This is a genomic window from Natronomonas salinimetallica, from assembly GCF_013839515.1.
Lineage (GTDB): Archaea > Halobacteriota > Halobacteria > Halobacteriales > Haloarculaceae > Natronomonas.
On the sequence record NZ_JACDNQ010000003.1, the window covers coordinates 175,996 to 199,562 of the forward strand.

Genomic DNA, 23,567 nt, shown 5'->3' on the forward strand with positions numbered 1-23,567 from the left:
TACTATTCCCCCGACCAACCGATGCGCGACACCTCTCTATATAAAAGCCGTCGGTCCCCTGTCGTATCCTTCCCGGACGCGTCCCTCGGTTGTCCGGAGAATGGGCCGAACCGCCCACCGTCCGCTTTCGTTCCCCCCAGCGAGTCGGGCGGGTACGGCGGGACGGGAGACAGCGTCGGGGGACCACTCGTCCGATTCCCAGGCCCCGTCGTTCGAGCTCAGGGCACTAGCCGCTCGATCTCGGTCACCAGGATATCGCTCGCCCCCGCCGACTGTAACTCGGGGATCACCTCGAAGACCTCCCGTTCGTCGACGACGACGTGGACGGCGAGACCGTTTTCGCCGGCGACGTCCATCACCGTCGGCCCGCCCATCCCCGGAATCCGCTCTTTGACCTCGTCGAGGGCGTCCTCGGGGACGTTCATCATCACGTAGCGCTTGCCCTCGGCGTCGAGCACCGACCGGAAGGCGGTCCGAATCTGTGTGATCTTCGGATCGTCGGCGACCGCCGGATCGGCGAACAGCCGGACCGAGGACTCGAGCACCTCGTCGACGATCGAGAGGCGATTCATCCGCAGTGTCGTCCCCGTTGACGTGATGTCGACGATCGCGTCGGCGATGTCGACGTGCGGCGTCAGTTCGGTCGCCCCGGAGACCTCGACGATGTCGGGGTTGACGCCGATCCCCTCGAAGTAGTCCCGGGTGATCGTCGGAAACTCGGTGGCGACGGTGCCGCCCGAGAGCTCCTCCGGCGAGGCGACGCCGCCGTCCTCCGGCGAGGCGAGGACGAGCCGGCAGGAGCCGAATCCGAGATCGAGCAGATCCACGAGGTCGGCCCCGGACTCGCGGGCCTGATCGAGGCCGGTGATCCCGAGCGTCGCCGCCCCGTCGGAGACGTACTCGGGGATGTCGGCCGCGCGGGCGAAGAGCACCGAGACGTCGGGGTCGACGGTGTCCGCGTAGAGCTTCCGGTCGGCACCGTCCTGTACGTGGAGGCCGGCGCGTTCGAGCAGTTCGAGCGCCGGCTCGTGGAGACGCCCCTTGTTGGGTACGGCGATGCGCATACCCCACGGTTGTGGGGGGCGGGTCTTTTCGTTATCGGAGCCGCCGTCCCGGCCGTGGATGCGTTCGCCGCCGGGGCTCTCCGGCTACCAGTCCTTGCAGTCCGGACAGACGAACCGCCCGTCGTCCCGCCAGCGCCGTTCGACGGTGGCCCCACAGTCGGCACAGTCGACACCGTCGGGTGTCCACCCGTACGCCGAGGGAGTCGGCTCCGGTTCGGATTCGTTCGCGTCGGGTTCGGATTCGTTCGCGTCGGGGTCGTTCGCGTCGGGTTCGGATTCGTTCGCGTCGGGGTCGTTCGCGTCGGGTTCGGATTCGTTCGCGTCGGGGTCGTTCGCGTCGGGTTCGGGGTCGGCGACGAAATCGTCCAGCGAGGCGTTGCCCATACTGGATTCAGGCGATCCGTCCACTTGAACGGTGAGGCTCCGGCTGCTGCGGCGGGACCGAGAGCGGCTACGGCGGGACCGAGAGCGGTCTCTGATCTGCCGTCCGTGACCGTTCGACACGAGACGGACACACACAAGTAGGTGCGCTTCGACGGTCCAGTATGGTCGAGATTCAGACCGGATTCGAGCAGAATACGATCGGAGCGATCGAGCAGTTCGCCGAGATCGCGAGCGTCGACCCGCTCGTCGGCGCGATGTTGCTCAGTGGGGCCATTCTCACTGGCTTTGCGGTCGCCGTCTTCGGCGTCGCGACGCTCGGGGCCGTCGCCGCGTCGATCAAACGCGGTCTGTCCGGGGCCGAAGAACCGAACCAGCCAGCCTGACCGCCTCGTCGAGGTCCGGCCCCAACGGCGACCCGGCGACGAAGCTGTCGGCGTGTTCCAAGACGCCGTCGATACGCCCTTCGACGTCCTCCGGCGTCCCGGCGATACAGAATGCGTCGATCATTTTTCCGGTTACGGCGTCGAACGCCGCCTCGAACCCGCCCGCCGAGATGTGTTCGCCGATCGTCTCCGCCGTTTCTCGGTCGATGTCGTGTCGATCCAATACCGGCGGGGCCGCCCCGGCGGCGATGAACGCGACCGGCGGGCGAGCGGCCTCGCGGGCAGCCTCGGCGTCGCTCGACACCGAGACCGACGCGTAGGCGGCGAAGTCGAACCCGCCGCGTTCCTCGGGACGCTCTCCGAGCCCTTTTTCGACCTGCTCGGCCGCCCACGCCATGTCCTTCGGGTGGGAACCGTTGAACAGCAGCCCGTCGGCGTGTTTCGCCGACATCCGGATCATGTGTGGTCCCTGCCCGCCGACGTAGACCGGGATCGTCTCGCTCGGAACCCCGAAGTTGAGCCCGGCGTCCGCCGCCTCGAACGTGCCGTCGTGGTCGACGCGCTCGCCGGCGAAGAGGTCCTGTGCGACCTTGAACGTCTCGAGAACGCGCCGCAACGCCCGGTCGTGCTCGAAGCCGAGGTTTTCGATCGTGGAGCGGTCACCGGGGCCGATCCCGAAGATCGCACGGCCGTCGGAGGCCTCATCGAGGGAGGCGACCCGCGAGGCGAGCGTGACGGGGTGGGTCTCGTAGGGGTTCGCGATGCCCGGCCCGAGCCGGACGTCGTCGGTACGGGTCGCGATCCGATCCAGAGCGACGAAGGGATCGCGGTTGTTGTAGTGACAGGAGCTGAACACGGCGTCGAATCCGTTCGATTCGGCGTGTTCGCCCAACTCGGCGATGCGACTGACGGGCCGTTCGGGGGTGAGTTCGATACCTATCATTGGTGCAGTCGGCCGCTCGTCGGTTCGTCCGCGCTGTGGCGTCGTCGGGAGTCGTCGTCGGGAGCCGTCGTCGTCGGGAGCCGTCGGCGTACCTCATCCGTCGAAGGCCCACTCCTCGAGCGCCTCGCGGACGACGTCGTCCTCCTCGCGGCGGAAGAGGTCGTCGCTGCCGGCGTGGTCGCCGAACGCCCAGCCCCGGACGACGACGGCGGGCGTTCCGCCACCGCCCTCCCCGGCGACGAGATTCGCCGTCGCGGCGAGTTCGTCGACGACCGCCTGGACGGTGACGCCCAGCTCTCGGCCGTCGCGGTCCGACTCCCCGCGCCAATCACGGGCGGCGGGCAGGCTGGCCCAGCCGATGGCGACGCCGCGTTGGCCGTACCGGAAGGGTCGGCCGGACGTGTCGGTGACGACGACGGGTACGTCGAGCGTCTCCGAGAGGTGCTCGGCCGAGGCGCTCGGATCCTCGGGCAACAGGAGGAGGTCCGCGCCGGGAACGTTCGAGCGGTCGATGCCCGCGTTGACCGTGATGTGGCCGAAGCGGGTGGCCGCGAGCAAGAACGGGGCCTCGGTGAGAAGCGCCTTGCTCTCTTCTATGACCGCCTGGGCAAAGCGGGGGTCCTTCGGGTCGCCGGTCACCGATTCGAGTCGGGCGGCGATCGCTTCGGCCCGTCCGCTGGGGGGAAACGCCGAGAGGTCCGCTTTCCGTCCTTCCGCCTTCGAGACGACGGTGCTCGCGACACAGAGTACGTCGCCCTCCTCGAAGTCGACTCGCTCGCCGACGAGCGCGGCGAGGTCGTCGCCCGCCCTGATCTCCGGCAGCCCCGCAACCGCGAACGTCTCCATACACGCCGGGAGGGTCGGGACGAACAAAAAGGGGCGCGATACCGGAGATACACCGCCTCCGGGGCCCTGGCTCGGGGACGGCCGCCCTCGGGATTTATGTCTCGGAGGGGACATCCCCCGATATGTCCGGCCCTCTCGAGGATTCCGCCGCCGAAATCGCCGCCGCCGTCCGGGACGGCCGCCGGTCGCCGTCCGATCCCGTCGAGGTATCGCTCGGACGCATCGACGCGACGGACGAACTGAACAGCTTCGTTACGGTCGTCGACGAGGCGGCCCGCGACCGCGCCGAGGACATCGCCCGCGGTGGGAATCCCGGTCCGCTCGCCGGGGTGCCGGTGGCGATCAAGGACCTCCGGACCCGGAAGGCGGGCGTCCCGAACACGCTCGGCATCGCGGCGCTCGCCGACAACGTCGCCCGGACGGATTCGATCGGCGTCGAACGCCTGGAGGCCGCCGGCGCGGTCGTCGTCGGGACGACCAACACGCCGGCGATGGCACACACGATCAAGACGGAGAACCGCCTCGTCGGCGCGACGCCGACGCCGTTCGATACCGAACGGTCCGCGGGCGGCTCCTCGGGCGGTTCGGCCGCGGCGTTGGCCGCCGGATCGGTCAGACTCGCCACCGGCTCCGACATCGGTGGCTCGCTTCGGGTGCCAGCCTCCTGTTGTAGCGTGATCGGCCTCAAGCCGACGCTCGGGGTCGTCCCCGAACGCACCGCGATGGACGGCTTCTGTGCGCAGACACCGACGTTCGTCGGCGGTCCGATGGCCCGTAGCGCGACGGAGACGGCGCTGTTGCTCGATGTCCTCGCCGGCTACGACGGCCGCGACCCGCTGTCGGTTCCGCTCTCCGATCCCGAGTACGTCGCGGCAACCGAGCGATCGACCGAGACGCTCTCGGTCGCCTACAGCCCGGATCTCGACCTCCAGCCGGTCGCCCCGGCCGTCCGGAGGGTCGTCGGGGAGGCGGTCGAAGACCTCGCGTCGGCCGGCGTGGCCGTCGAGTCGGCCGACGTCGACCTGCCTCCCTACGAGGAACTCTCGACGGCCTACGTCACCCAGGTCGGGGCCTTCTTCGGCGCGTTCGCCGAGCAGATCGAGGCCGAGTACGGGATCGACTTCGGGACCGCCGACGTCGCGGACACCGTCCGATCGACGATCGCGCTCGCCGACGGCGTCGAGACGGTCGACGAACGGCTGCGGAACGTTCCCCGAACCGCCGCCTACCGGGCAATCGAGTCGGCGCTCTCGGGCCACGATGCCCTCGTGACGCCGACGCTTTCGGTCCCGCCATACGGCAAACACCTCGCCGACGGCTACCCGACCGAGATCGACGGCGAGTCCGTACTGGGCGTGCCGACCGACGCGATGTTGACGTGGGTGTTCAACGTGACCGGCCACCCTGCGGCGTCGGTCCCCGCCGGCTTCACCGACACCGGTCTCCCCGTCGGCCTGCAGGTCGTCGGCCGCCGCTACGCCGAGACCGACGTGTTGGCGGTCGCGGCCGCGCTCGAACGGGTACGGCCGTGGGCGGACGCGTACCCGGAACTGTAACTCGGAACTCACCTACGTATCTTACGTCCCGGAACTCACCCACGCATACAGCCCGATACCCCGCGCGCTCGGACTCCGGGGCGGAGCGCCCTCCCGAGCACGGCAAGAGATATCACCGTCGAATAGACAACTGTCGGCCATGGGCGTGAACAACGATACGCGGACGGATCCCACCGCCGACGGGCCGATACTGTATCTGGAGTCGGGAGAACTCGATCCCACGGAAGCGTTCTGTACTGACGTTTTTGACGAGGCAAAGCAGGGCGAATACCGGGTGATACAGCTAACGGCGTCCCAGTCGCTCGAATCGATCAGCGACGAACTGAACGCCCGACTCGACCACATCGACGATCCCTCGGAGGCGGCCGTCATCATAACGACGCCGCAGGACGGCGAGGCGACGACCACACGGGTCGGTGAGGACACGCCGCTGTACGGATTTCGGGTGGATCCGCGTGACCTAACGGGGATCTCCATCGCGTTCTCCCGGGTCATCGAAAAGTGGGAGCACGCCGAGGGCTCCGTCAAGATCTGCCTTCGGGATATCGAATCGCTGTTGCCGTACCACGACAGGGACCTGCTATACCGCTTTCTGAACACCGTGTTGGCGACCCTCCAGGGGGCGGGGGCCGACGTCCACATGCATTTACGCCCCGCCGCGACGGACGAACGGACGTTACGGATGTTTTCGTCCCTGTTCGATCGGGTCATCGACGCGGAGGAGTCCCCGCTCGAACCCACGTCCGAGGTGGGTGCGCTGTCCGCGGGAGAAACGTCTCCGGGTTCGGGGACCGAGGCGGAACCCGGTGACGGTGAGGAAGCCGTCGGGGACGAGTCGGACGAGGTCGTTCCCGTCACGATGGACGACGACGAGATCGCGGCGTTCCTGACGGCGGAGGGACACGGGATACTGGCATTCGGTGGCGAATCGCCGTACGCGATCCCGATGTCCTACGGGTATGACTCCGACGAGCGCGAGATGTACATGCACATGTCGACGTTCGAGGGGAGCGACAAACAGGCCCGGTTGGACGGACCGACGGCCGTCTCGCTGGTCGTATCGCGGTACGAGCAACCCGACCGGTGGCGAAGCGTCGTCGTCGACGGTAGCCTCTCGGAGCTACCGAAAAACGAACTCGAGCGTCGGGGGGTTCTCGAGAGCTTCAGAAACGGGAGTCTCGCCTCGGTCGACGTGTTCAACCGCGCTCTCTCGGACGTCTCGTTCCGCTGGTACGTTCTCGAGCCGTCCTCGATTAGCGGCCGGCAGGGCACCCGATCGAGGAGGTGAGAATCATTCTGAGGCCCCGTCGTCGTCGAACTCCTCCGGATCGACCCGTCCCAGTCGGAAGGCGTTCGTCGTCACGCCGAGGCTCATCCCCATGTCGCCGACGAGGACGGCGACGATGACGGAGACGTATCCGAGCGGCGCGCCGGCCGCGAGTACCGCCTTCACCGCGAGACTCGCGCCGATGTTCTGTTTGATGATGCCGTTGGCGTCACGGGCCAGCCGCAGACTGTAGGGGACGCCGCCGAGGTCGTCGGCCATGAGCGCGATGTCGGCGGTCTCGAGCGCCGTGTCGGTGCCGGCCGCACCCATCGCGACCCCGACGTCGGCGCGGGCCAAAGCGGGGGCGTCGTTGACCCCGTCGCCGACCATCGCGACGGTACCGTCTTCGAGCAGCCCCTCGATCGCGTCGAGTTTCGCCTCGGGGAGGAGGTCCGCTCGAACCGTCCCGATGCCGACCGCCTCCCCGACCGCGTTTGCGGTCCGCTCGTTGTCGCCGGTGAGCATCACCGTCCGGACGCCGGCATCGCCGAGCGCGTCGACGACCGCCCTCGCCTCGGGCCGGACGGTGTCGGCGACGGCGACGACGCCGTACAGTTCCGTTTCGGTCCCGACGAGGACGACCGTCTTGCCGGCCGATTGCAACTCGGTGATCGTGCCCGCCCGGAGGTCGACACATCCGGGGCGTTCACACGCCGGATCGCCGACGGCGCTGTCGGCCCCGACGGCGGTCGCCGCCCCGCCGTCGGTCCGCAGATGCGTGTGTCCGAGATCGTGGCCCAAATCGGCGAACAGCCCGGGCTTGCCGACGTAGTGTGTCTCCCCGAGGTCCGCTCTGACGCCCCGTCCGGTGAGGCTCTCGAAGCCGCCCGCCTCGGGGGGCTCGACGCCGGCCTCCTCGGCGTGCCCGACGATGGCGGCCCCGATCGGGTGTTCGCTGTGGCGTTCGACCCCCGCGGCGGCCGCGAGGACGCCGCTCACGTCGTGGCCGGCCGCCGGCACCACGTCCGTCACGGCGAGTTCGCCCGTCGTCAGCGTCCCCGTCTTGTCGAAGGCGATGGTGTCGACTGTTCCCATCCGTTCGAGGTGATCGCCGCCCTTGATCAAGACGCCGTTTCGGGCCGCGCTCGTCAGCCCCGATACGACCGTGACGGGCGTCGAGATGACGAACGCACACGGGCAGGCGACGACGAGGAGCGTCAGTCCACGGACGAACCAGGTTCCCCAGACCCCGCCGAGGAACAGCGGCGGGACGAGGACGGTCGCGATCGCCCCAGCGACGACGATCGGGGTGTAGTAGCCGGCGAAACGGTCGACCAGCCGTTCGGCGTCCGTCTGTCGTGACTCGGCGCTCTCGACGAGTTCGACGACCCGCGAGAGCGTCGTCTCGTCGCCGGCCGCCGTCGCCTCGATCTCGAGGTAGCCGCCTTCGACGACGCTGCCGGCGTACACCTCGTCGCCGACCGTCTTGTCGACAGGAACCGACTCGCCGGTGATCGGCGACTCGTCGACCGCGGACCCGCCTTCGGTGACGTCGCCGTCGACGGGAATCCGCTCGCCCGGCCGGACGACGACCGTCTCGCCGGCCCCCACGCCCGCCGCCGGCACCGAGACCTCCTCGCCATCGCGTTTGACCGTCGCGGTGTCGGGCGAGAGCGCGAGCAACTCGCGGATCGACTCGCGGGTCCGATCCATCGCGTGGGCCTCCAGGAGTTCAGCGAGACTGAAAAGCACCGCGAGCGTCGCCGCCTCGACGTAGTAGCCGACGGCCGTGGCGGCGATGATCGCCGTCCCCATCAGGAGGTCGATGTCGAGCTCCCGGAGGCGTACGGACCGGAGCCCCGCGCGGGCGACCGGGGTACCGGCGACGACCGCGCCGAGGACGAACAACGCGTCGCTGAGCGTCGCCTCACGTCCGACGTCGAGGAGGGTCGGGTCGGCTAGCGGACCCCAGAGGACGACGAATCCCACGAGCATCGCGACCGCGCCGGCGTACGTCGCGTAGGCTCGACGGCTCCTCCAGACGGCCGTCCCGGAGGCCATCCCGTCGGTCCCGGCCACCCCGTAGCCCGCGGCCTCGACGTGGCCGATGATCCTGTCGGGGTCGATCCTGCCGGAATCGTACTCGACGACGGCGACTCCGGCTGTGGGTCTGGTTTCGACGCTGTCGACCCCCTCGACGTCCGCCAGGGCGGCGTCGACCTTCCCCGCACAGGACGAACAGTCCATGTCGGGCACCGACAGCTCGAGGCGTTCCGTACTCATACGAGGGTGTAAACGGTCGTCGACTATACCGTCTTCGCTGGCGTGCGGTGCCACCGGTCCGTACCCCGTCGGATGTCTCGTACGGTGCCGAGCAGCCCCCAATCGGATGTCTCGTACGGTGCCGAACAGTCTCCGCCCGATGTACGGTAAGGCCCGGACCGAACTCATCCGGTGTACTGCAATGGTTCTAGATGGTAACGTACGGAAAAACGCCGGATGCGGGCGGGCAGCCGGCCCGTAATCCGCGGTTGGATTTATTACCGATGATGGTAAATGCAGGGGTGTACAACACATGTCGGTCGAAGACAGGACCTGTCTCGTGACGGGTGCATCGAGGGGTATCGGACGTGGGATCGCCGAGGAGTTGGGCGAACAGGGTGCGGAGGTGGTCGTAAACTACCGGTCCTCGGAGGCCGAAGCCCACGAGGTCAAAGAGCGAATCAACGACGGTCCTGGAGAGGCGGTACTCGCCCAGGCCGACGTCTCGAACTACGACGACGTCGAGGCGATGTACGACGTCGCCACCGAGGCGTTCGGCAGCGTCGACGTGTTGGTCAACAACGCGGGCATCACCGTCGACAAGAAGTTCGAGAACATGACGCGGGAGGACTGGGACCGCGTCATGCAGGTGAACTTGGGCGGCGTGTTCAACTGCACGAAGATGTGCTACGACGACATCCAGTCCGCCGACGAGGGGCGGCTGATCAACATCTCCAGCGTCGTGGGCCAACAGGGTAACTACGGGCAGGCCAACTACGCGACGACGAAGTCCGGCCTGTTCGGGTTCACCCGGACGATCGCCCTCGAGATCGCCTCGGAGGGGTCGACCGCGAACTGCGTCGCCCCCGGATTCGTCGAGACGGACATGCTCGCGGACGTCCCCGAGCGGGTTCAAGAGAACATCCTCAAGCGGATCCCGCTCGATCGGTTCGCACAGGTCGAAGACATCGCGGGGATCGTCAGTTTCCTCGCCAGCGAAGATTCAAGTTACATGACAGGACAGGTCCTCGGCGTCAACGGAGGGATGGAGTGGTGAACGACGTTCACGTCGCCGGAGTCGGGATGACCGCCTTCGGCGCGTCACCGGAACGGACCGCCCGTGACCTGTTCGCCCAGGCCGCCGGCGAGGCGTTCGACGACGCCGCGCTCGAACCGGACGCCGTCGAGGAACTGTTTTACGGCAACTTCATGGGCGAGTTCGCCGAGGTCCAGGGCCACCAGGGACCGCTGATGGCCGAGGCCGCCGGCGTCTCGGGGCCCTCGACGCGGATCGAGAGCGCCTGCGCCTCCAGCGGGGTCGCCGTCAGACACGGCGTCAACCAGGTCCGAAGCGGACAGGCCGACGTGGTACTCGTCGGCGGCGCCGAGCGCATGAAGAACATCTCGACGGCCGAGGGAACGAAGGCGCTCTCGGCCGCCGCGGACGCGCTCTGGGAGATCAAAGCCGGCGTCACCTTCCCGGGTGCGTACTCGCTCATGGCCAACAGCTACTTCGACGAGTTCGGCGGCACGCGGGAGGACCTCGCCCACATCGCCGTCAAGAACCACAGCAACGCCGTCGAAAACGACCTCGCGCAGTTCCAGATGGCGATCGACATCGACGACGTCCTCGAAGCGCCGACGGTGAGCTCGCCGTTCGGTCTCTATGACTGCTCGCCGATGAGCGACGGCGCAAGCGCGGCCGTGTTGGTGAGCGAGGAGTTCGCCGAGGCCAACGGCCTCGATACGTCGGTGGCGATCACGGGCGTCGGACAGGGAAGCGACAGCCTCGCCCTGCAGGACCGGGTCTCGATCCCCGAGACGCCCGCCGCGGTCGAGGCGGGCGAGACCGCCTACGAGGACGCGGGCATCACGCCCGAGGACGTCGACGTCGCCGAGGTTCACGACTGCTTTACCATCGCCGAGGTACTCGCCTTGGAGTCGCTCGGATTCTACGAACCCGGCGAGGCGATCACGGCCGCAAGGGAGGGGGAGACAACGATCGACGGCGAGTTGCCGGTGAACCTCTCGGGCGGCCTGAAAGCGAAGGGCCACCCCGTCGGCGCGACCGGCGGCGCACAGATCTCCGAGATGACGAAACTGCTCCGCGGCGATCACGTCAACAGCGACGCCGTCAGCGATGCGACGGTCGGGCTGACCCACAACGCGGGTGGGACGGTCGCGAGTTGTGTCGTCCACGTCCTGGAGGTGGTCGAATGAGCGACACGCGCAACGAGGGCTTCGACGACTTCCTCGACGCCGTCGAGGACGGCGACCCCTACTACCTCGAAGGGCCGGCGGGCGACGGCTCGCTGCCGCCCCGCCGGATCGATCCCGCGACGGGCAGCCGAGAGCTGACCGAGAAGCCGCTCCCGGAAACCGGTGAGATCGTCACTCACACCCAGACACACGTCGCCTCCCCCGGCTTCGCCGACGACGCACCGTTCGTCGTGGCGGTCGCCGAGTTCGGCCCGGTGAAGATCACCGGACAGATGCGTGAGATCGACGCCGAGGACGTCGAGATCGGCCAAACGGTCGATATCGGGATCGACCGCTCCGAGACGATGGAGGAGCGACTCGTCGTCTTCCGTCCGTCCGAATAGATCGGGTCGTCCCGCGAGGGGTCCTCCCAGTCGCGGTCACTCCCGAACCACGCGTTCGCTCTCGACGTCGCGGGACTCCTCGACTGCGGTCGTCAACGAGACGTTGAACCGGAGCATCGATCCGACGCCCCCCACGACGGTGATGGCGTTTTTGAGCGCGTGATCGACGACCGCCGCCGCCAGCGCCGTCGGCCACGCGATCGGCGTCAACGCCACGACGATGAGCGTGAACGCGCCCTCGTAGAGGCCGATCCCGCCCGGCGAGAGCGGTAACACCTTCGCGAGGTTGCCGACGGCGACGGCGAAAAAGCCGACGGCGACGAGCAGCCAGACGGGCAATGCGACCCCGAACGCCGCGAAGACGACGATCGCCGTCAGGATGTCGATCCCCCAAATGAGGAGACTCGAGAGGCCGACGACGGCGAACGCCCGTCGATCCTCGGCGACCGTCTGTACGTCGCCGACGAACCGCTCGAGGACGCCGACGACGTACTCGACGTAGGCGTCGTCGCTCAGGCGGGGCAGCGCCGCCCGGACGAGGTTTCGATCCGAGCGGGCGGTGGCGACGATGACCACGGTGGCGAAAAGCGCGGCGCTGCCGACCCCGCCCGCGACGAGAACGCCGGTCCGGCCGCTCTGACCGATCCCGCCGCCCGCCTCGGCGGTCCGAAGCGCCATCACGTCGACGCCGGAGAGCGTCAACCCGAGCAGCGTCGCGCCGGCGAGCACGGCGATTGTCAACAGATCGAACACCCGTTCGATGGCGAGCGAGGCGACCCCGGAGGGGTACGGGATGCCGCGGCGGGCTTTCACGATATAGGCCCGGATGGCGTCGCCGCCCCGGGCCGGCACCACGAGGTTGCCGGTCTGGCTCACGAAGATCGCCCCCATCAGAAACCCGACGCGCTCGCGGTAGCCCAACTCGACGAGGATGTCGCGATACCGGAGTCCCCGGAGCGGCCACGAGACGACGTAGATCACGCCGGCGGCGGCGACGAGGACCGGATCGGCCTCGCCGATCGCCGCCAACACGTCGCTCGGATCGAGATACAGCGTCATCAACGCGACCGCGAGGACGATCAGTACCGTCCCGGCGGCGGTCGTCGTCCGTTGGGTTATCCGCGGCCGAACCGATAGCTGCCACCACAGCCGGCCGATCTGGCTACCCATGCCGAGTACGTCCCTGACCAGATCGACCGTGGTGTCGCCTTTCGGCTCCCAGTCGACGGAGAACTCCTTGAGGGCGTACCCGGCCCGCTGTGCGCGGACCAGGACCTCCGTGTCCCAAAACCAGTGGTCGTCCTCGACCTCGTCGAGCAGCCTGAAGAGCGCCTCGCGGTCGAACGCTTTGAACCCGCACTGGTGATCGTACAGCGACGACCGCAGAACGGTCCGCACGAGGGCGTTGTATCCCTTCGAGGCGATCCCGCGCTCCGGTTCGCGCCGCTGTCTATCGCCCGGGATCCGCCGGGATCCAGTCGCGATGTCGTACCCCTCCGAACGGACCGACTCGACGAGCTCCTCGAGATACGATATGTCGGTCGCCAGGTCCGTATCGAAGTAGACGAGAACGTCCCCGTCGCTCGTTTTGAAGGCCCGCTCTAGGGCTCCACCGCGGCCGAGGCGCTCGTCGCTGTGGACGTGTCTGATCCGGTCGTCCGCCTCGGCCATCCGGGTCGCGATCTCGGGGGTCCGATCCGAACAGCCGTCCTCGGCGATCAGTACCTCGAAGCCGTCCTCCGGGAGGAACGACGAGAGCGCCTCGACGGTCACGCTGACCGTCTCCTCGATCGTTCCCGCCTCGTTGTAGGCGGGCAACACGACGCTCACCTCCCGGTCGGTCATTGCTCGTGTGTAGGTGAACCGCTCGGTATCAACCTTCTGATCCTCGGTACCGCCCGCCCGTTCGTGGGCACAACGGATATGTCTGACCGCCGCAAAACGCGGCCAATGCTCGAACCGCCGGTCCCCCTCGGCGTCGGCCGTCCGGACAGTGTACGCGACCTCGTGGATCTCCTCGTCGGTATCGCCGACGCCGTCATCGGTCCGGTTGGCCCCCTCGTCGGTGTCGGTATCCTCGTCGGCGTCGCCGTCGTCGTTCTCGCTGTCCGCCGCGTCGGTGGCCCGGACACCGCCGCCCAGAGAGAACGCGACCGCGCCCACCGCGAGGCCCAAACGCGCCCGCCAGAGGAGGCCGCACGGAAGGGCGAAACGTACGAACTCGTCGTCAAGGAGACCCAATACGACCGCGTTCCGCCCGAGGTCCGAGGAACGATAAACGGTCTCCAGACGTTCGTCCGGGGGATCCCCGATCCCGGCGACACCGGGGCGCTCGACGTCGGTGAGACGGTTCGAGTCCGGGTGACGGACTACGGGACGAAGGGGACGACGGCGCAGGCGCGGTTTCTCGATCGGGCCTGATCGGGCCGCGGGCTCCCCGAGCGATGGGGACGTGGCTCCGCTCGGTACGTACCCGACCTCGGTGCCGACTCCGGCAACGACGGTCCGAACAGGCTTTTATCCCTCGCCGCCGGGGATCGGACATGTCGATTCCGTTCGATTCGTTCACGCTCGCGGCCTCGACGGCCGACCTCGGGGAGGAACCGGCCGCCCGCGGGACGGCCGACTGCGTCGAGTTCCGGATGGACCTCGCCGAGGGGCCTCTCGACGCGCTCGAAGCCTACGATGGCGAGCTTCCGCTTCTCGTGACGAACCGCGCCGCCTGGGAGGGCGGCGAGGCGGCCGAGGAGGGCCGTCTCGACGCGCTCGCCGACACGCTCGATCACGACGCCGTCGGCGCGATCGACGTCGAACTCGCCGCGATCGAGGATGGTGCTCCCGGGGACGCAGACCGAGCCGAGGCGCTCATATGCAGAGCACGGGACGCGGACGCCGCCGTCGTCGTCTCGACGCACGACTTCGAGACGACGCCGTCCGAATCGGTGCTCTCGGATCGCCTGCGCCGGGCGAGCGAGTACGGCGACGTAGGGAAGATCGCGGTGACCGCACACGACAGACGCGACGCGCTCTCGGTGCTTTCTGTCACCCACGAACTGACGCACGCCGGCGTCCCCGTGGCGACGATGGCGATGGGAGCGTCCGGAAGCCACACCCGCGCCGTCGCGCCCGTCTACGGTTCGAAGATCGGCTACGCGCCGATCGACCCGGACCGGGCGACCGCGCCGGGACAGTACGACCTCGGGACGCTCCGGAGGCTGGTCGATCGGCTCTCGGAACGGGCGTGAGCCGGGGGTCCGACCCGTTCACTTCTCGATGATCGATTCCTCGACGGCCTCGCCGAAGTGGCGGGCGACCGCCTCATAGCGGACGAGCATCTCGTCGCCGACCGACAGGTCCGTCACCGACTTGCGGCCCGCCTCCGTGGCGACTTTGATCGTCTCGGCGTTCTGCAACAGCGTCTCGATCCGGTCGCCGTTTTCGAGTTCGGCCTCGACCCGAAACATCGGGCGTTTCTCGATCTTCGCGCGGCCGACGATCGCCTCGCGGGTGTTGCCCGCCGTGTCGACGACCTGGACCTCGTCGCCGGATTTCAATTCGGCGAGATACTTCGTCTCGCCGCCCGGCGTCCGGACGTAGGCGTGGACGGCCCCCGCGTTGACCCGGAACGGCCGGGAGGCGACGTACGGCGAGTCGGCGGTCTCGGCGTGAACGAAAAAGAGTCCGCGACTCATCGAACCGACCAACATCCCCTCGTCGTGTTCGAGCATCGACGCCGTATCGACGCAGACCCGGTCCGCGGAGCCGGTCTCTTCGACGTCCGTCACCGTCGCATACTCGAGGTCGAGGTGCTCGCGCTCGCTCTCGTCGCGCACCTCGACGGTCGATCGGATCTCGTCGGGATCGTCGGTATCGAGCAACACCGCGTCGGACCCGATCTCGAGCGTCTCGAAGGCGGTCTTTGCCTCCTCGGCGCTTTGGACGCCGGCGACGAGATCCGTCTCCTCGCCGATCCGGGCGATGAGGTTCTCTAGGGGGATGATCTGCCAGTCCTCGCCGACGACGATGGTGTAGTCGGCCTCGTCGGCGGCGGCCTCGGCGAAGGACTCGTACTCCGAATCGAGGATGCGGACGTACGCCCCGCCGGCGCCGTCGGTCCGACGGAGCGTCGTCAGGTCGGCCGACCCGGAGAGATCGGAGGGGAGGTCGACGGTCCCGTCGCCCTCGCCGCCCTTCCCGACGACGACGGCATCGGGGTCGGGCGTGTCGTCGGTTTCGGCATCCATCACGTGGACGTCGTCGCCCGCAAAGGCGGCGACGTTGACGCGGCCGAGGTCTCTGACCCGGCCCACGTCACGTCGGTCGACGAGCACCCAGTCGACGCCGGCTTCCAGGCCGGCGGTGATACGGCGCTTTCGCGCCTCCCAGTCGCCGACCTCGTCGTCGGCTTTCAGCCACACGGAACGTGTCATACGCTTGCGGTGGCGGGGACGGCTATTGAACGTGGCGGGACGTGGCGGCTCGGACTGCTCCGATCGATGCTCCCCGACGGCACGTCACCTCCTCCGCCCGCGGTGGGGCGAAGCGATCAAGAGTAGCTCTGATAGAGCAAGACGACGGCGGCGACGCTCGCGAACACGTCGGGAATGAACACGAACGGGCCGAGCGTCGTTCCGTGACGGAATCCTAACAGGAGCGGGAGCAGTGGGTTCGACGAGACGGCGTACAAAAGCAACGCGGCGGTGACCAAAAGAAGGCTCAACGTAAACCGGTTGGGCATATCCCGGTACACGGCGACGTAATTCCACAGCAGGGCGAGCAAAATCACGACGTTGAGCGTCGTCACGAAGAGCTTGATTCGAAGGACCGCCTCCATGCCGACCGGGGCCCTATGTAGGGGAAATCCCGGACTCGGTACGCCAGTACTCAGAGAAACCACGCCGCTGATCAACACTGCGATCCCAACGACAGCGCCCGTTTTGAGTAACCCTGTATTGTTAGGCATCGTTGCCCTCCTCGTCGAGGTCAGTCTGTGCCGCGATCTCGTCCAGGACGTCGAGATTCTGTTCCATCCGTTCGGTTAGAAAGTACGTCTTTCCGTACTCGTCACCCATCGACGTTACGACGTCGTTTTTTTCGAGCTTCGCGAGGTGGTGTCTAATGGTCTTGTAATCGAGATCGAGCGAGGTCGCAAGCTGATTTGCGTTCATCGGCTTCTCGTCCAGCGCGCGGATGATTCGGACACGATTACGCCCTCCGCGACTCCCGCCGATCAACCACCATAACACCTTGCGCATCGGTCACTGTGTGCAGCGTACACGACGTCCGTATAAATAGGTCGGTCATGTCGTGGTCCCCTCGCTTCATGCGGGCTGTCGTAGCAAACGACCGGTGAGCGCCGATCCGGGCTGACGTTCACCGGTCTCTGACGACGACGGCCCGTATCAGATGTCTCCCGGTCGCTCGCCCCCGATCTGAAACGAAATGAGAACGGTCACCGGACGAGTCGCTCCTTGCGCGTCTGGAACTCTTCGTCGTCGATCTCGCCGTTCGCGTACCGCCGGCGAAGCGTTTCGAGTGCCTGGTCGGGGGTCGTCCCCGCGGACCTGGTTCCGCTTCGGGCTGATTTAACCACGAAGTACCCGATCGTACCGATCAACAGGAGAACCAGGAGGAACCCGAAGGGGGGCATCATATGAAAGCCCCCAGTGGTTCCGGCCCCGTGTCCGCCCGCTGTTAACGCTCCTACCGACGCAAGTCCCGTGTTCAGTGCCATTACATCTACCGATAGCACGCACCGTAACATGTACTTTCTCCGAACTATCACCCCAGTAGCACCGGGTCCGACCCAAATTCGGCCACAATGGGTCAACGGACTCGGACTGACTCACGTCGCCGCCCGAAAACACCGACAACTGCGCCTGTCGTCCCCGATCACAATCCACCGTACTGGCGCTGTCCGGTGCGGATCGCGTAACGACTCGCGAGTGCCGATCCGGTCTGGCCCTCGCTGGTCCCCGACTACGACGAGCCGTGTGGGGACTCGGTCGAGAGAAGCGCTTGCATGGCGAGACCCATCCCGACGGCGACCGCCGCGGTGAGCGCCAACCGGAGCGTCATGAACCGCCAGCCGAGAAACTGGAGTTCGATGAGCTCCTGGGGGAGTTTGAGACATGCCCACGCGGTCAGGAACACGACGACGTTGGTGACGCTTGCGTCTTTCTCGAGGAGATCGGCCGCAATGGGAAACGCGACGTAGAGGGGGCCGGTCGGGGTCGATCCCAGTAGGACTGCGATCCCGACACCGGTTGCTCCTGTCTGTTCACCGAGATACTGGACGACCATCTCCGTGGGAACCCACTCGTTGAACAGGCCGAGAAGGACCATGACTGCCGGCAGGATCGACGCCAACTCGACGAGATACGACCACATCGTCGTGGCGACGGCGTCCTGTCGGTCCGGAAACAAAAACACCACGACCACCGCGAACACGGCGACGAGGGCGAAATAGCCCCAGCTCCGGAGGATTTTCTCGCGCTTTGACGCCCCGTCGTCGGTCACAGGATCGCCCCCATGAGTACCGCGATGAGGAGCGCCCCGAGGAAACTCACGCCGTTTCGCAACAGCGCAAAACGCCACCCGAGTTCACGGACCTCCAGTGGCAGCGTGACGACACCGATCATGGTGAGCGTCGTAACAAAGACGGCGGCGACGGTGATCGGTGCTCCCAGCTCCAAAAAGGAGGCCGCGAGGGGGAACGCGACGATCGAAGGAATGTGTAACACCGAGCCCACCACCGCGGTCAGGAGGACGCCGACGGGTCCCGATCGATCGCCGACGAACTGCCGAATCGTTTCGGGCGGAACGAATCCGAGGAGAAGGCCGATAATCACGACGATCGTGAGGACGGTTGGCAGGATACGGACGAACGAAACCAGCCCCCGTTTTATCGAATCGATCCCCCGTTCTCTGTCCGTGTACATCGCAGCGAGGAGCCCGATCACCGCCAGCCCGTTGACGAGAAGCACAGTCACATTCATGATCGAACGAGGACGTCTGGGATCCTCGTACGCCGAGGATATAGTCGGTTCGCTCGTCCGTACACCTTGTCGGTGAGGGGCCGGTACGACGGGCTTCTTTGAGGACGTCCCGACCGAGGGGTCGCAAGATTCGGCGGCGAGGCCGGATGGCTCCGAGGCACGGCGTGAGCTTTGGGCCGCCTCGACGTGGCTCCGCGGGTGTCCACTCCTACCGGCCGAGCGCGCCGGACGACCACGGTACGTCCCCCGAAACGGCCCGTATCCGACCGAAGAACTATACCCCGGCCGCCACGTCCTGGGCGTGTGTCCCTCCGCTCGCTCTCCGCGACCAGGCGTGCCCTCCTCGGTGGCTGTGCGGCCGGCATCGCCGGGATGGCCGGGTGTAGCGGCCTCGCCTCCGATTCCGCCCTGTCCGTCCCATCCCCTCCCGTCGTCCCGACCGAGTGGCCCCACCGGTTTCGCGACCTCGGCAACACCAACGCGGCACCCGACGGCCCCGCCCCGCTCGAGGAACGGTGGCGAGTGCGCGTCGAGGGACGGCTCGCCCGACCGCTCGTCGCCGACGGCACGATCCTCGTGGCGGCGACCGACGATTCGGGGCCGTTTCGGTCCCGCGTCCTCGCGTACGACGCCGATACCGGCGACCGACGCTGGGCGTTCGAGCCGCCGGGCGTGCGCCGGTGTCGCCTCGCGTCGGCCGTCGGCGACCGGACGTACGTGGTCGCCGAACGGGTCGAAGACTGCGACGGACAGCGGCTCTACGCTGCCGATCGTGACGCCGTCGCGTGGACGTTCGAGGCGGATCGGATCACGGCCGTCGTTGCCGCGGGATCGACGGTGCTCGTCTCTGTCCGCCATGGCTCCGTCGTCGCGCTCGACGCCGACGACGGTGGGACGCTCGCCCGCCTCCATCCGGCCGGGTGGCCGGGCGGGCGTCGGCTCTCTCAGTCGACGCCGACCGCCCGTCCGGCCGTCCACGACGGAACGGCCTTCGTGTCCTTCGCGCGCGACGACGCCGACGCCGAGGGGAGCTACACCGACGACCGGGTCGTCGCCTTCGACGACGGCGGCGTCGCCTGGCGGACGCGGATCGAGGGCGTGCGTTTTCTCGACTCGGTGACGGCCGTCGACGGGACGGTGTACGTCCCGACGACCGATCGACGCGACGCCGGCACCGACCGACCGACCGGGAGCCTCGTCGCACTCGATGCGTCGACCGGGGAGCGTCGCTGGGCGTACTCGGCGGAACGCGGACTGACCTCGCCCGTCGCCGCGCGGGCCGATACAGTCGTCGTCGCGGGGGGACGCGTCGCCGCCCTCGACCCCGACTCGGGCGACCCGCACTGGGAGCGAAGCGGCCTCTTCGGCCCGCCGGTCGTCGCCGGCGACCGGGCCTACGGCCGCCGGACCGACGGCGAGTTCGTCGACACGGTCGTCGCGGTCGACCTCGAAACCGGCGACACCGTCGGTACTCACAGCTTCGAGTACCAACTCAATCGGGCACCGGTGTTCGCCGGCGGGCGGGCCATCGTCCGGACGCTCGAGTACGAGGACACGGACAGCGGCTCCGGGCACGTCGCCGACCGGCTCCACGCGCTCCGGTGATCGGGGAGCCGGTGATCGACGGCCGGCGAGCCGACGGCTACGGAATCGTGAGTGCGAAAACGAAAATCACCGCCCAGATCACGACCGCCGTGATATCGGGGCGTCGATCGCGTTATGTTATTGTGTCAGTTCGGAGTTTCCGATCAGTCGCGAAGACCGATCAGTTACGAACGACGTTCGACGCACGGGGGCCCTTGGGGGCGTCCTCGATGTCGAAATCGATGTCCTGTCCTTCCTCGAGATCCGGGCCGTCGACGTCCTCCATGTGGAAAAACACGTCCTCGTCCGAGTCGTCAGTCGAGATGAAACCGTAGCCGCCAGTGTCGTTGAAGAAATCAACCTTACCGTTTGCCATTACAAACAAACGTACAGTCGTGGCGGGCATAAGCGTTCCGAGAGCCGAGATAGCACGACCCGTCGACCCGTGTTGGACGCGTCGCCGCCGCGGCGAGGTGCCCACGTCGGGCGTATTCGGCGGCAATCGCTCCCTGACTCCCTTATCGTGTCCCGTCTACGCGTCCAGTTCGGCGCGTTCGAGCGCGTCGGCCGCACCGAGGTCCTCGTGGACGACCAAGGCGACGGCGCGGGCTATCCGTTCGGGATCGTCGTGTTGGAAGATCGTCCGTCCCATCGAGACGCCGGCCCCGCCGGCGTCCATCGCTCCCCGGACGTCCCGCAGCGATTCGAGGTCGCCGTCGGGCGACCCACCGGCGATGAGCACCGGACAGCGCGTCGACTCACAGACGTGCTCGAAACTCCCCGCGTCGCCGCTGTAGCCCGTCTTGATGAGGTCCGCACCGAGCTCCTCCCCGAGTCGAACCGCGTGGCCGAGCGCCTCGGGGTCGTCGCCCTCGGTGTCCGGGCCGCGGGCGTAGGTCATCGCGAGCACGGGGAGGCCGTACTCGGCGGCCTCGTCCGTGAGCCGACCGAGCCCTTCGATCTGTTCGCGTTCGTACGTCGAGCCGACGTTGATGTGAAAGGAGACGGCGTCCGCGCCGGCCCGCAGCGCGGCCTCGACCGAGCCGGTTTTCCGCTTGTCGTTCTCGTCGGGGCCGATCGCGGTCGAGCCGTTGAGGTGGGCGATATAGCCCGCGCCGTTTTTGTTGTCGTGGACGCGGCTCGCGATGCCCTTCTGGGTGAGCACCGAATCCGCGCCGCCGCGCGTGACGGCGTCGATCGTCGATTCGATGTCCTTGAGCCCGTTGACCGCCCCGAGTGTGAGTCCGTGATCCATCGGTACGACGACGTAGCGCCCGTCGGTGCCGATCCGCTGTAGGCGGGCAGTGATCCCTGGTGTCATGGTGTCTGTGAGTGTGTGAGGTTACTTCAAGTTCGTTCCGGTCGCGGACGGCGTTGCCCGCCTTCGATCGCCCCGGCTTTCAGTTCGCGCGCGAGCGACTCGATTCTCTCCGCGACCGCCGCCGTCGAGTCGTCGGTTTCGTGGCCCTCGGCGATGATCTCGATCAGGGCGGAACCGACGATGACGCCGTCAGCACCGGCCTCGACGACCGATGCGGCGTGTTCGCCCGTCGAAATACCGAAGCCGACCGCCTTCGGGACGTCGTACTCCTCGAGTCGGGCGAGCGTCTCCTCGGTGTGGTCCGACAACGACTCGCGCGCGCCGGTGACGCCGAGGCGCGCCTGGACGTACACGTAGCCCGACACCCGCTCCATGATTCGGTCGAGGCGATCGCCGGCCGTCGTCGGCGCGACGATGAAGATCAGATCGAGCCCGAACTCGTCGCAGGCCTCCCGGAGTAAGTCCGCCTCCTCGGCGGGCAGGTCGGGCACGACGACCCCCTCGATACCGACCTCGGCGGCCCGTTCGACGAACGAGCGGACCGGTTCGTCGCCGTACTGGTAGATGAGGTTGTAGTACGTCATACACACGAGCGGCACGTCGACGTCGAGGGCGGCGACGAACTCGAAGAACCGCTCAGGCGTCATTCCCCCCTCGAGCGAGCGGACGACCGCCTGCTGGATTGTCGGCCCCTCCGCGATCGGTTCCGAGAACGGCAGCCCCAACTCGATCACGTCCGCCCCGCCCGCCGCGAGCGCTTCGACGTACTCGAGTGAGGACTCGAAATCCGGGTCCCCGGCGGCGAGATACGGCACGAACGCCGGTTCCTCGAAGGCGTCTCCGAGGGACGAAGGCTCCGTTCGGCCATTCCGAGGATCTCGCTTCGCTCGATCCTCGCCCGCCTCACGGTCCGCTTTGCTCCCCGTTCGGCCATTCCGAGGGTCTCGCTTCGCTCGATCCTCGCCCGCCTCACGGTCCGCTGTGCTCCCCGTTCGGCCATTCCGAGGGTCTCGCTTCGCTCGATCCTCGCCCGCCTCACGGTCCGCTTTGCTCCCCGTTCGGCCATTCCGAGGGTCTCGCTTCGCTCGATCCTCGCCCGTCATTCGAACACCTCCATATCCGGAGCGTTCTCCAGTTCGCGCGCTTCGGTCTCCTCGATTGCGGCTTCGAGGTCCTTGTCGCCGCGCCCGGAGACGTTGACGACGACCGGCTCCTCGAACTCGACGGAGCCGTCGCCGTCCGGCCCGAGGGTCGTCTCGAGGAAGCCGAACGCGTGGGCCGTCTCCAGGGCGGGAATGATCCCCTCGTCCTGCGAGAGGCGGTGGAACGCCTCCAGGGCGTCGTCGTCGCCGACGTCGACAGGCGTGACACGTTCCTCGTCGACGAGGTGAGACAGCTGGGGGCCGACGCCGGAGTAATCGAGCCCCGAGGAGACGCTGTGGGACTCCATGATCTGGCCGTGGCGGTCCTGCAGGAGTTTCGTCCGCGCGCCGTGTAACACTCCCTCCTCGCCGGTCGAGAGCGACGCCGAGTGGGGGGCAACGCCCGCCTCCTCGTCGACGGTCAACGAGGAGCCGCCGGCCTCGACGGCGTACAGGTCCACGTCGTCCTCGCCGAGGAACTCGGCGAACGCGCCCATCGTGTTGGAGCCGCCGCCCGCACACGCGACGACCGACCCCGGCAGACAGCCGAGTTTCGCCGCCGTCTGGGATCTGATCTCCTCGGAGATTACGGCGTGGAAATCCCGGACCATCGCCGGGAACGGCGCGGGGCCGACGACCGAGCCGATGACGTAATGCGTGGTCTCGACGGTCGTCGCCCAATCGCGCATCGTCTCGCTGATCGCCTCTTTGAGCGTCCCACGGCCGATATCGACCGGATTGACCTCCGCGCCGTTGAGCCGCATTCGGAATACATTGGGGCGCTGACGGTTGATGTCGCGGCGGCCCATGTATATCTCACAGGGCATATCGAGGTGAGCGGCGGCCATCGCCGTCGCGGTACCGTGTTGGCCCGCGCCGGTCTCGGCGATGATCCGCTCTTTGCCCATGTACTTCGCCAACAGGACCTGCCCGAGGGCGTTGTTGAGTTTGTGTGCGCCGCCGTGGAGCAGATCCTCGCGTTTGAGGTACACATCGACGCCGTAGCGCGACGAGAGCTGTTCGGCGCGTTGTAACGGCGTCGGGCGGCCGCCGAAGTCCTCGATCCGTTCGCTGAACTCGTCCATAAAGCCCGCCTCGTTGTTCAGGACGTACCGTCGGTACGCGTCCGTCAGTTCCTCGATGGCGGGCATCAACGCCTCGGGGACGTACTGGCCGCCGTATTCGCCGAATTTGGTGTCGGGTTGGGACATCGT

The 23,567-nt window shown here is 67.5% G+C and carries 25 protein-coding genes; 9 read left to right on the forward strand and 16 right to left on the reverse strand.

Annotated features, from left to right (window positions below):
• Positions 1-218 precede the first annotated feature (218 nt).
• Positions 219-1,064: an ATP phosphoribosyltransferase gene (hisG, locus tag HZR14_RS03490; RefSeq protein ID WP_181691477.1), complete on the reverse strand. Its 846-nt coding sequence runs from the start codon at positions 1,062-1,064 to the stop codon at positions 219-221.
• Positions 1,065-1,148: 84 nt separating this feature from the next.
• On the reverse strand, positions 1,149-1,448 hold the full coding sequence (locus HZR14_RS03495) for a DUF7573 domain-containing protein (RefSeq protein ID WP_181691478.1): 300 nt from the start codon (positions 1,446-1,448) through the stop codon (positions 1,149-1,151).
• 161 nt (positions 1,449-1,609) lie between these two features.
• On the opposite strand from HZR14_RS03495, the gene HZR14_RS03500 reads away from it, so the two are divergent.
• Entirely contained in the window at positions 1,610-1,831 is a 222-nt protein-coding gene (locus HZR14_RS03500) for a DUF8024 family protein (RefSeq protein ID WP_181691479.1), read from the forward strand.
• Here HZR14_RS03500 and HZR14_RS03505 read toward each other — a convergent pair.
• Together HZR14_RS03505 and HZR14_RS03510 are read right to left on the reverse strand one after the other, a co-directional pair.
• Positions 1,785-2,774 (reverse strand): 5,10-methylenetetrahydromethanopterin reductase, encoded by a 990-nt coding sequence (locus HZR14_RS03505; RefSeq protein WP_181691480.1) that lies wholly within the window; start codon positions 2,772-2,774, stop codon positions 1,785-1,787. The two genes, HZR14_RS03500 and HZR14_RS03505, sit on opposite strands and share 47 nt — an antisense overlap.
• A gap of 93 nt (positions 2,775-2,867) precedes the next feature.
• Positions 2,868-3,620, reverse strand: coding sequence for a coenzyme F420-0:L-glutamate ligase (locus HZR14_RS03510; RefSeq protein WP_181691481.1), 753 nt, complete (start codon positions 3,618-3,620; stop codon positions 2,868-2,870).
• Between the two features lie 122 nt (positions 3,621-3,742).
• Between HZR14_RS03510 and HZR14_RS03515 the strand changes: the two genes are divergently transcribed.
• Positions 3,743-5,176 carry an amidase gene (locus tag HZR14_RS03515; RefSeq protein WP_181691482.1) on the forward strand — a complete coding sequence of 478 codons (1,434 nt, stop codon included), beginning with the start codon at positions 3,743-3,745 and terminating at the stop codon, positions 5,174-5,176.
• 139 nt (positions 5,177-5,315) lie between these two features.
• Positions 5,316-6,464, forward strand: coding sequence for a pyridoxamine 5'-phosphate oxidase family protein (locus HZR14_RS03520; protein ID WP_181691483.1), 1,149 nt, complete (start codon positions 5,316-5,318; stop codon positions 6,462-6,464).
• A gap of 3 nt (positions 6,465-6,467) precedes the next feature.
• On the opposite strand, the gene HZR14_RS03525 is transcribed toward HZR14_RS03520, so the two are convergent.
• Entirely contained in the window at positions 6,468-8,726 is a 2,259-nt protein-coding gene (locus tag HZR14_RS03525) for a heavy metal translocating P-type ATPase (protein WP_255479154.1), read from the reverse strand.
• A gap of 292 nt (positions 8,727-9,018) precedes the next feature.
• Here HZR14_RS03525 and fabG point away from each other — a divergent pair, with 292 nt between their 5' ends.
• Genes fabG through HZR14_RS03540 form a run of 3 tightly spaced genes read left to right on the forward strand, consistent with a single transcriptional unit; the run spans position 9,019 to position 11,308 of the window.
• Positions 9,019-9,762 carry a 3-oxoacyl-[acyl-carrier-protein] reductase gene (gene fabG / locus HZR14_RS03530; protein WP_181691484.1) on the forward strand — a complete coding sequence of 248 codons (744 nt, stop codon included), beginning with the start codon at positions 9,019-9,021 and terminating at the stop codon, positions 9,760-9,762.
• Entirely contained in the window at positions 9,759-10,925 is a 1,167-nt protein-coding gene (locus tag HZR14_RS03535; RefSeq protein ID WP_181691485.1) for a thiolase domain-containing protein, read from the forward strand. Before fabG ends, HZR14_RS03535 begins: the two co-directional genes overlap by 4 nt.
• Positions 10,922-11,308 carry a Zn-ribbon domain-containing OB-fold protein gene (locus tag HZR14_RS03540; RefSeq protein WP_181691486.1) on the forward strand — a complete coding sequence of 129 codons (387 nt, stop codon included), beginning with the start codon at positions 10,922-10,924 and terminating at the stop codon, positions 11,306-11,308. The genes HZR14_RS03535 and HZR14_RS03540 overlap by 4 nt, the downstream gene beginning before the upstream one ends.
• A 36-nt stretch (positions 11,309-11,344) precedes the next feature.
• Here HZR14_RS03540 and HZR14_RS03545 read toward each other — a convergent pair whose 3' ends face one another.
• Positions 11,345-13,153, reverse strand: coding sequence for a flippase-like domain-containing protein (locus HZR14_RS03545; protein WP_181691487.1), 1,809 nt, complete (start codon positions 13,151-13,153; stop codon positions 11,345-11,347).
• Positions 13,154-13,258: 105 nt separating this feature from the next.
• On the opposite strand from HZR14_RS03545, the gene HZR14_RS03550 reads away from it, so the two are divergent.
• A complete protein-coding gene (locus HZR14_RS03550) occupies positions 13,259-13,729 on the forward strand; it encodes a hypothetical protein (protein ID WP_181691488.1) in 471 nt (156 codons plus the stop codon).
• A 122-nt stretch (positions 13,730-13,851) separates the two neighbouring features.
• Positions 13,852-14,553 (forward strand): type I 3-dehydroquinate dehydratase, encoded by a 702-nt coding sequence (locus HZR14_RS03555; protein ID WP_181691489.1) that lies wholly within the window; start codon positions 13,852-13,854, stop codon positions 14,551-14,553.
• Positions 14,554-14,571: 18 nt separating this feature from the next.
• Here the strand turns inward: HZR14_RS03555 and HZR14_RS03560 are convergent, their stop codons facing one another.
• The 6 genes from HZR14_RS03560 to HZR14_RS03585 form a co-directional block, all read right to left on the reverse strand.
• Entirely contained in the window at positions 14,572-15,738 is a 1,167-nt protein-coding gene (locus HZR14_RS03560; protein WP_181691490.1) for a 3-dehydroquinate synthase II, read from the reverse strand.
• 116 nt (positions 15,739-15,854) lie between these two features.
• Complete coding sequence (locus HZR14_RS03565; RefSeq protein ID WP_255479155.1) at positions 15,855-16,271, reverse strand: DUF8036 family membrane protein; 417 nt, start codon at positions 16,269-16,271, stop codon at positions 15,855-15,857.
• Positions 16,264-16,563 (reverse strand): ArsR/SmtB family transcription factor, encoded by a 300-nt coding sequence (locus HZR14_RS03570; RefSeq protein WP_181691491.1) that lies wholly within the window; start codon positions 16,561-16,563, stop codon positions 16,264-16,266. Before HZR14_RS03570 ends, HZR14_RS03565 begins: the two co-directional genes overlap by 8 nt.
• Before the next feature lie 197 nt (positions 16,564-16,760).
• Complete coding sequence (locus HZR14_RS03575) at positions 16,761-17,042, reverse strand: SHOCT domain-containing protein (RefSeq protein ID WP_220132423.1); 282 nt, start codon at positions 17,040-17,042, stop codon at positions 16,761-16,763.
• Between the two features lie 245 nt (positions 17,043-17,287).
• The gene (locus HZR14_RS03580; RefSeq protein ID WP_181691492.1) at positions 17,288-17,827 is read right to left on the reverse strand and encodes a permease; all 540 of its coding nucleotides are present in this window, start codon (positions 17,825-17,827) and stop codon (positions 17,288-17,290) included.
• Positions 17,824-18,306 carry a permease gene (locus tag HZR14_RS03585; RefSeq protein WP_181691493.1) on the reverse strand — a complete coding sequence of 161 codons (483 nt, stop codon included), beginning with the start codon at positions 18,304-18,306 and terminating at the stop codon, positions 17,824-17,826. The genes HZR14_RS03580 and HZR14_RS03585 overlap by 4 nt, the downstream gene beginning before the upstream one ends.
• Positions 18,307-18,609: 303 nt before the next feature.
• Here HZR14_RS03585 and HZR14_RS03590 point away from each other — a divergent pair, with 303 nt between their 5' ends.
• On the forward strand, positions 18,610-19,911 hold the full coding sequence (locus HZR14_RS03590; RefSeq protein WP_181691494.1) for an outer membrane protein assembly factor BamB family protein: 1,302 nt from the start codon (positions 18,610-18,612) through the stop codon (positions 19,909-19,911).
• A gap of 160 nt (positions 19,912-20,071) precedes the next feature.
• Here HZR14_RS03590 and HZR14_RS03595 read toward each other — a convergent pair whose 3' ends face one another.
• From HZR14_RS03595 to trpB, 4 genes are all read right to left on the reverse strand, one after another.
• Positions 20,072-20,266, reverse strand: a complete 195-nt coding sequence (locus tag HZR14_RS03595) for a cold-shock protein (RefSeq protein WP_181691495.1) — start codon at positions 20,264-20,266, stop codon at positions 20,072-20,074.
• A gap of 156 nt (positions 20,267-20,422) precedes the next feature.
• On the reverse strand, positions 20,423-21,211 hold the full coding sequence (locus HZR14_RS03600; protein WP_181691496.1) for a 2-amino-3,7-dideoxy-D-threo-hept-6-ulosonate synthase: 789 nt from the start codon (positions 21,209-21,211) through the stop codon (positions 20,423-20,425).
• Between the two features lie 26 nt (positions 21,212-21,237).
• Positions 21,238-22,314 carry a tryptophan synthase subunit alpha gene (trpA, locus tag HZR14_RS03605; RefSeq protein ID WP_370464946.1) on the reverse strand — a complete coding sequence of 359 codons (1,077 nt, stop codon included), beginning with the start codon at positions 22,312-22,314 and terminating at the stop codon, positions 21,238-21,240.
• Complete coding sequence (gene trpB, locus HZR14_RS03610; RefSeq protein ID WP_181691497.1) at positions 22,311-23,564, reverse strand: tryptophan synthase subunit beta; 1,254 nt, start codon at positions 23,562-23,564, stop codon at positions 22,311-22,313. The genes trpA and trpB overlap by 4 nt, the downstream gene beginning before the upstream one ends.
• Between the last annotated feature and the right edge of the window lie 3 nt (positions 23,565-23,567).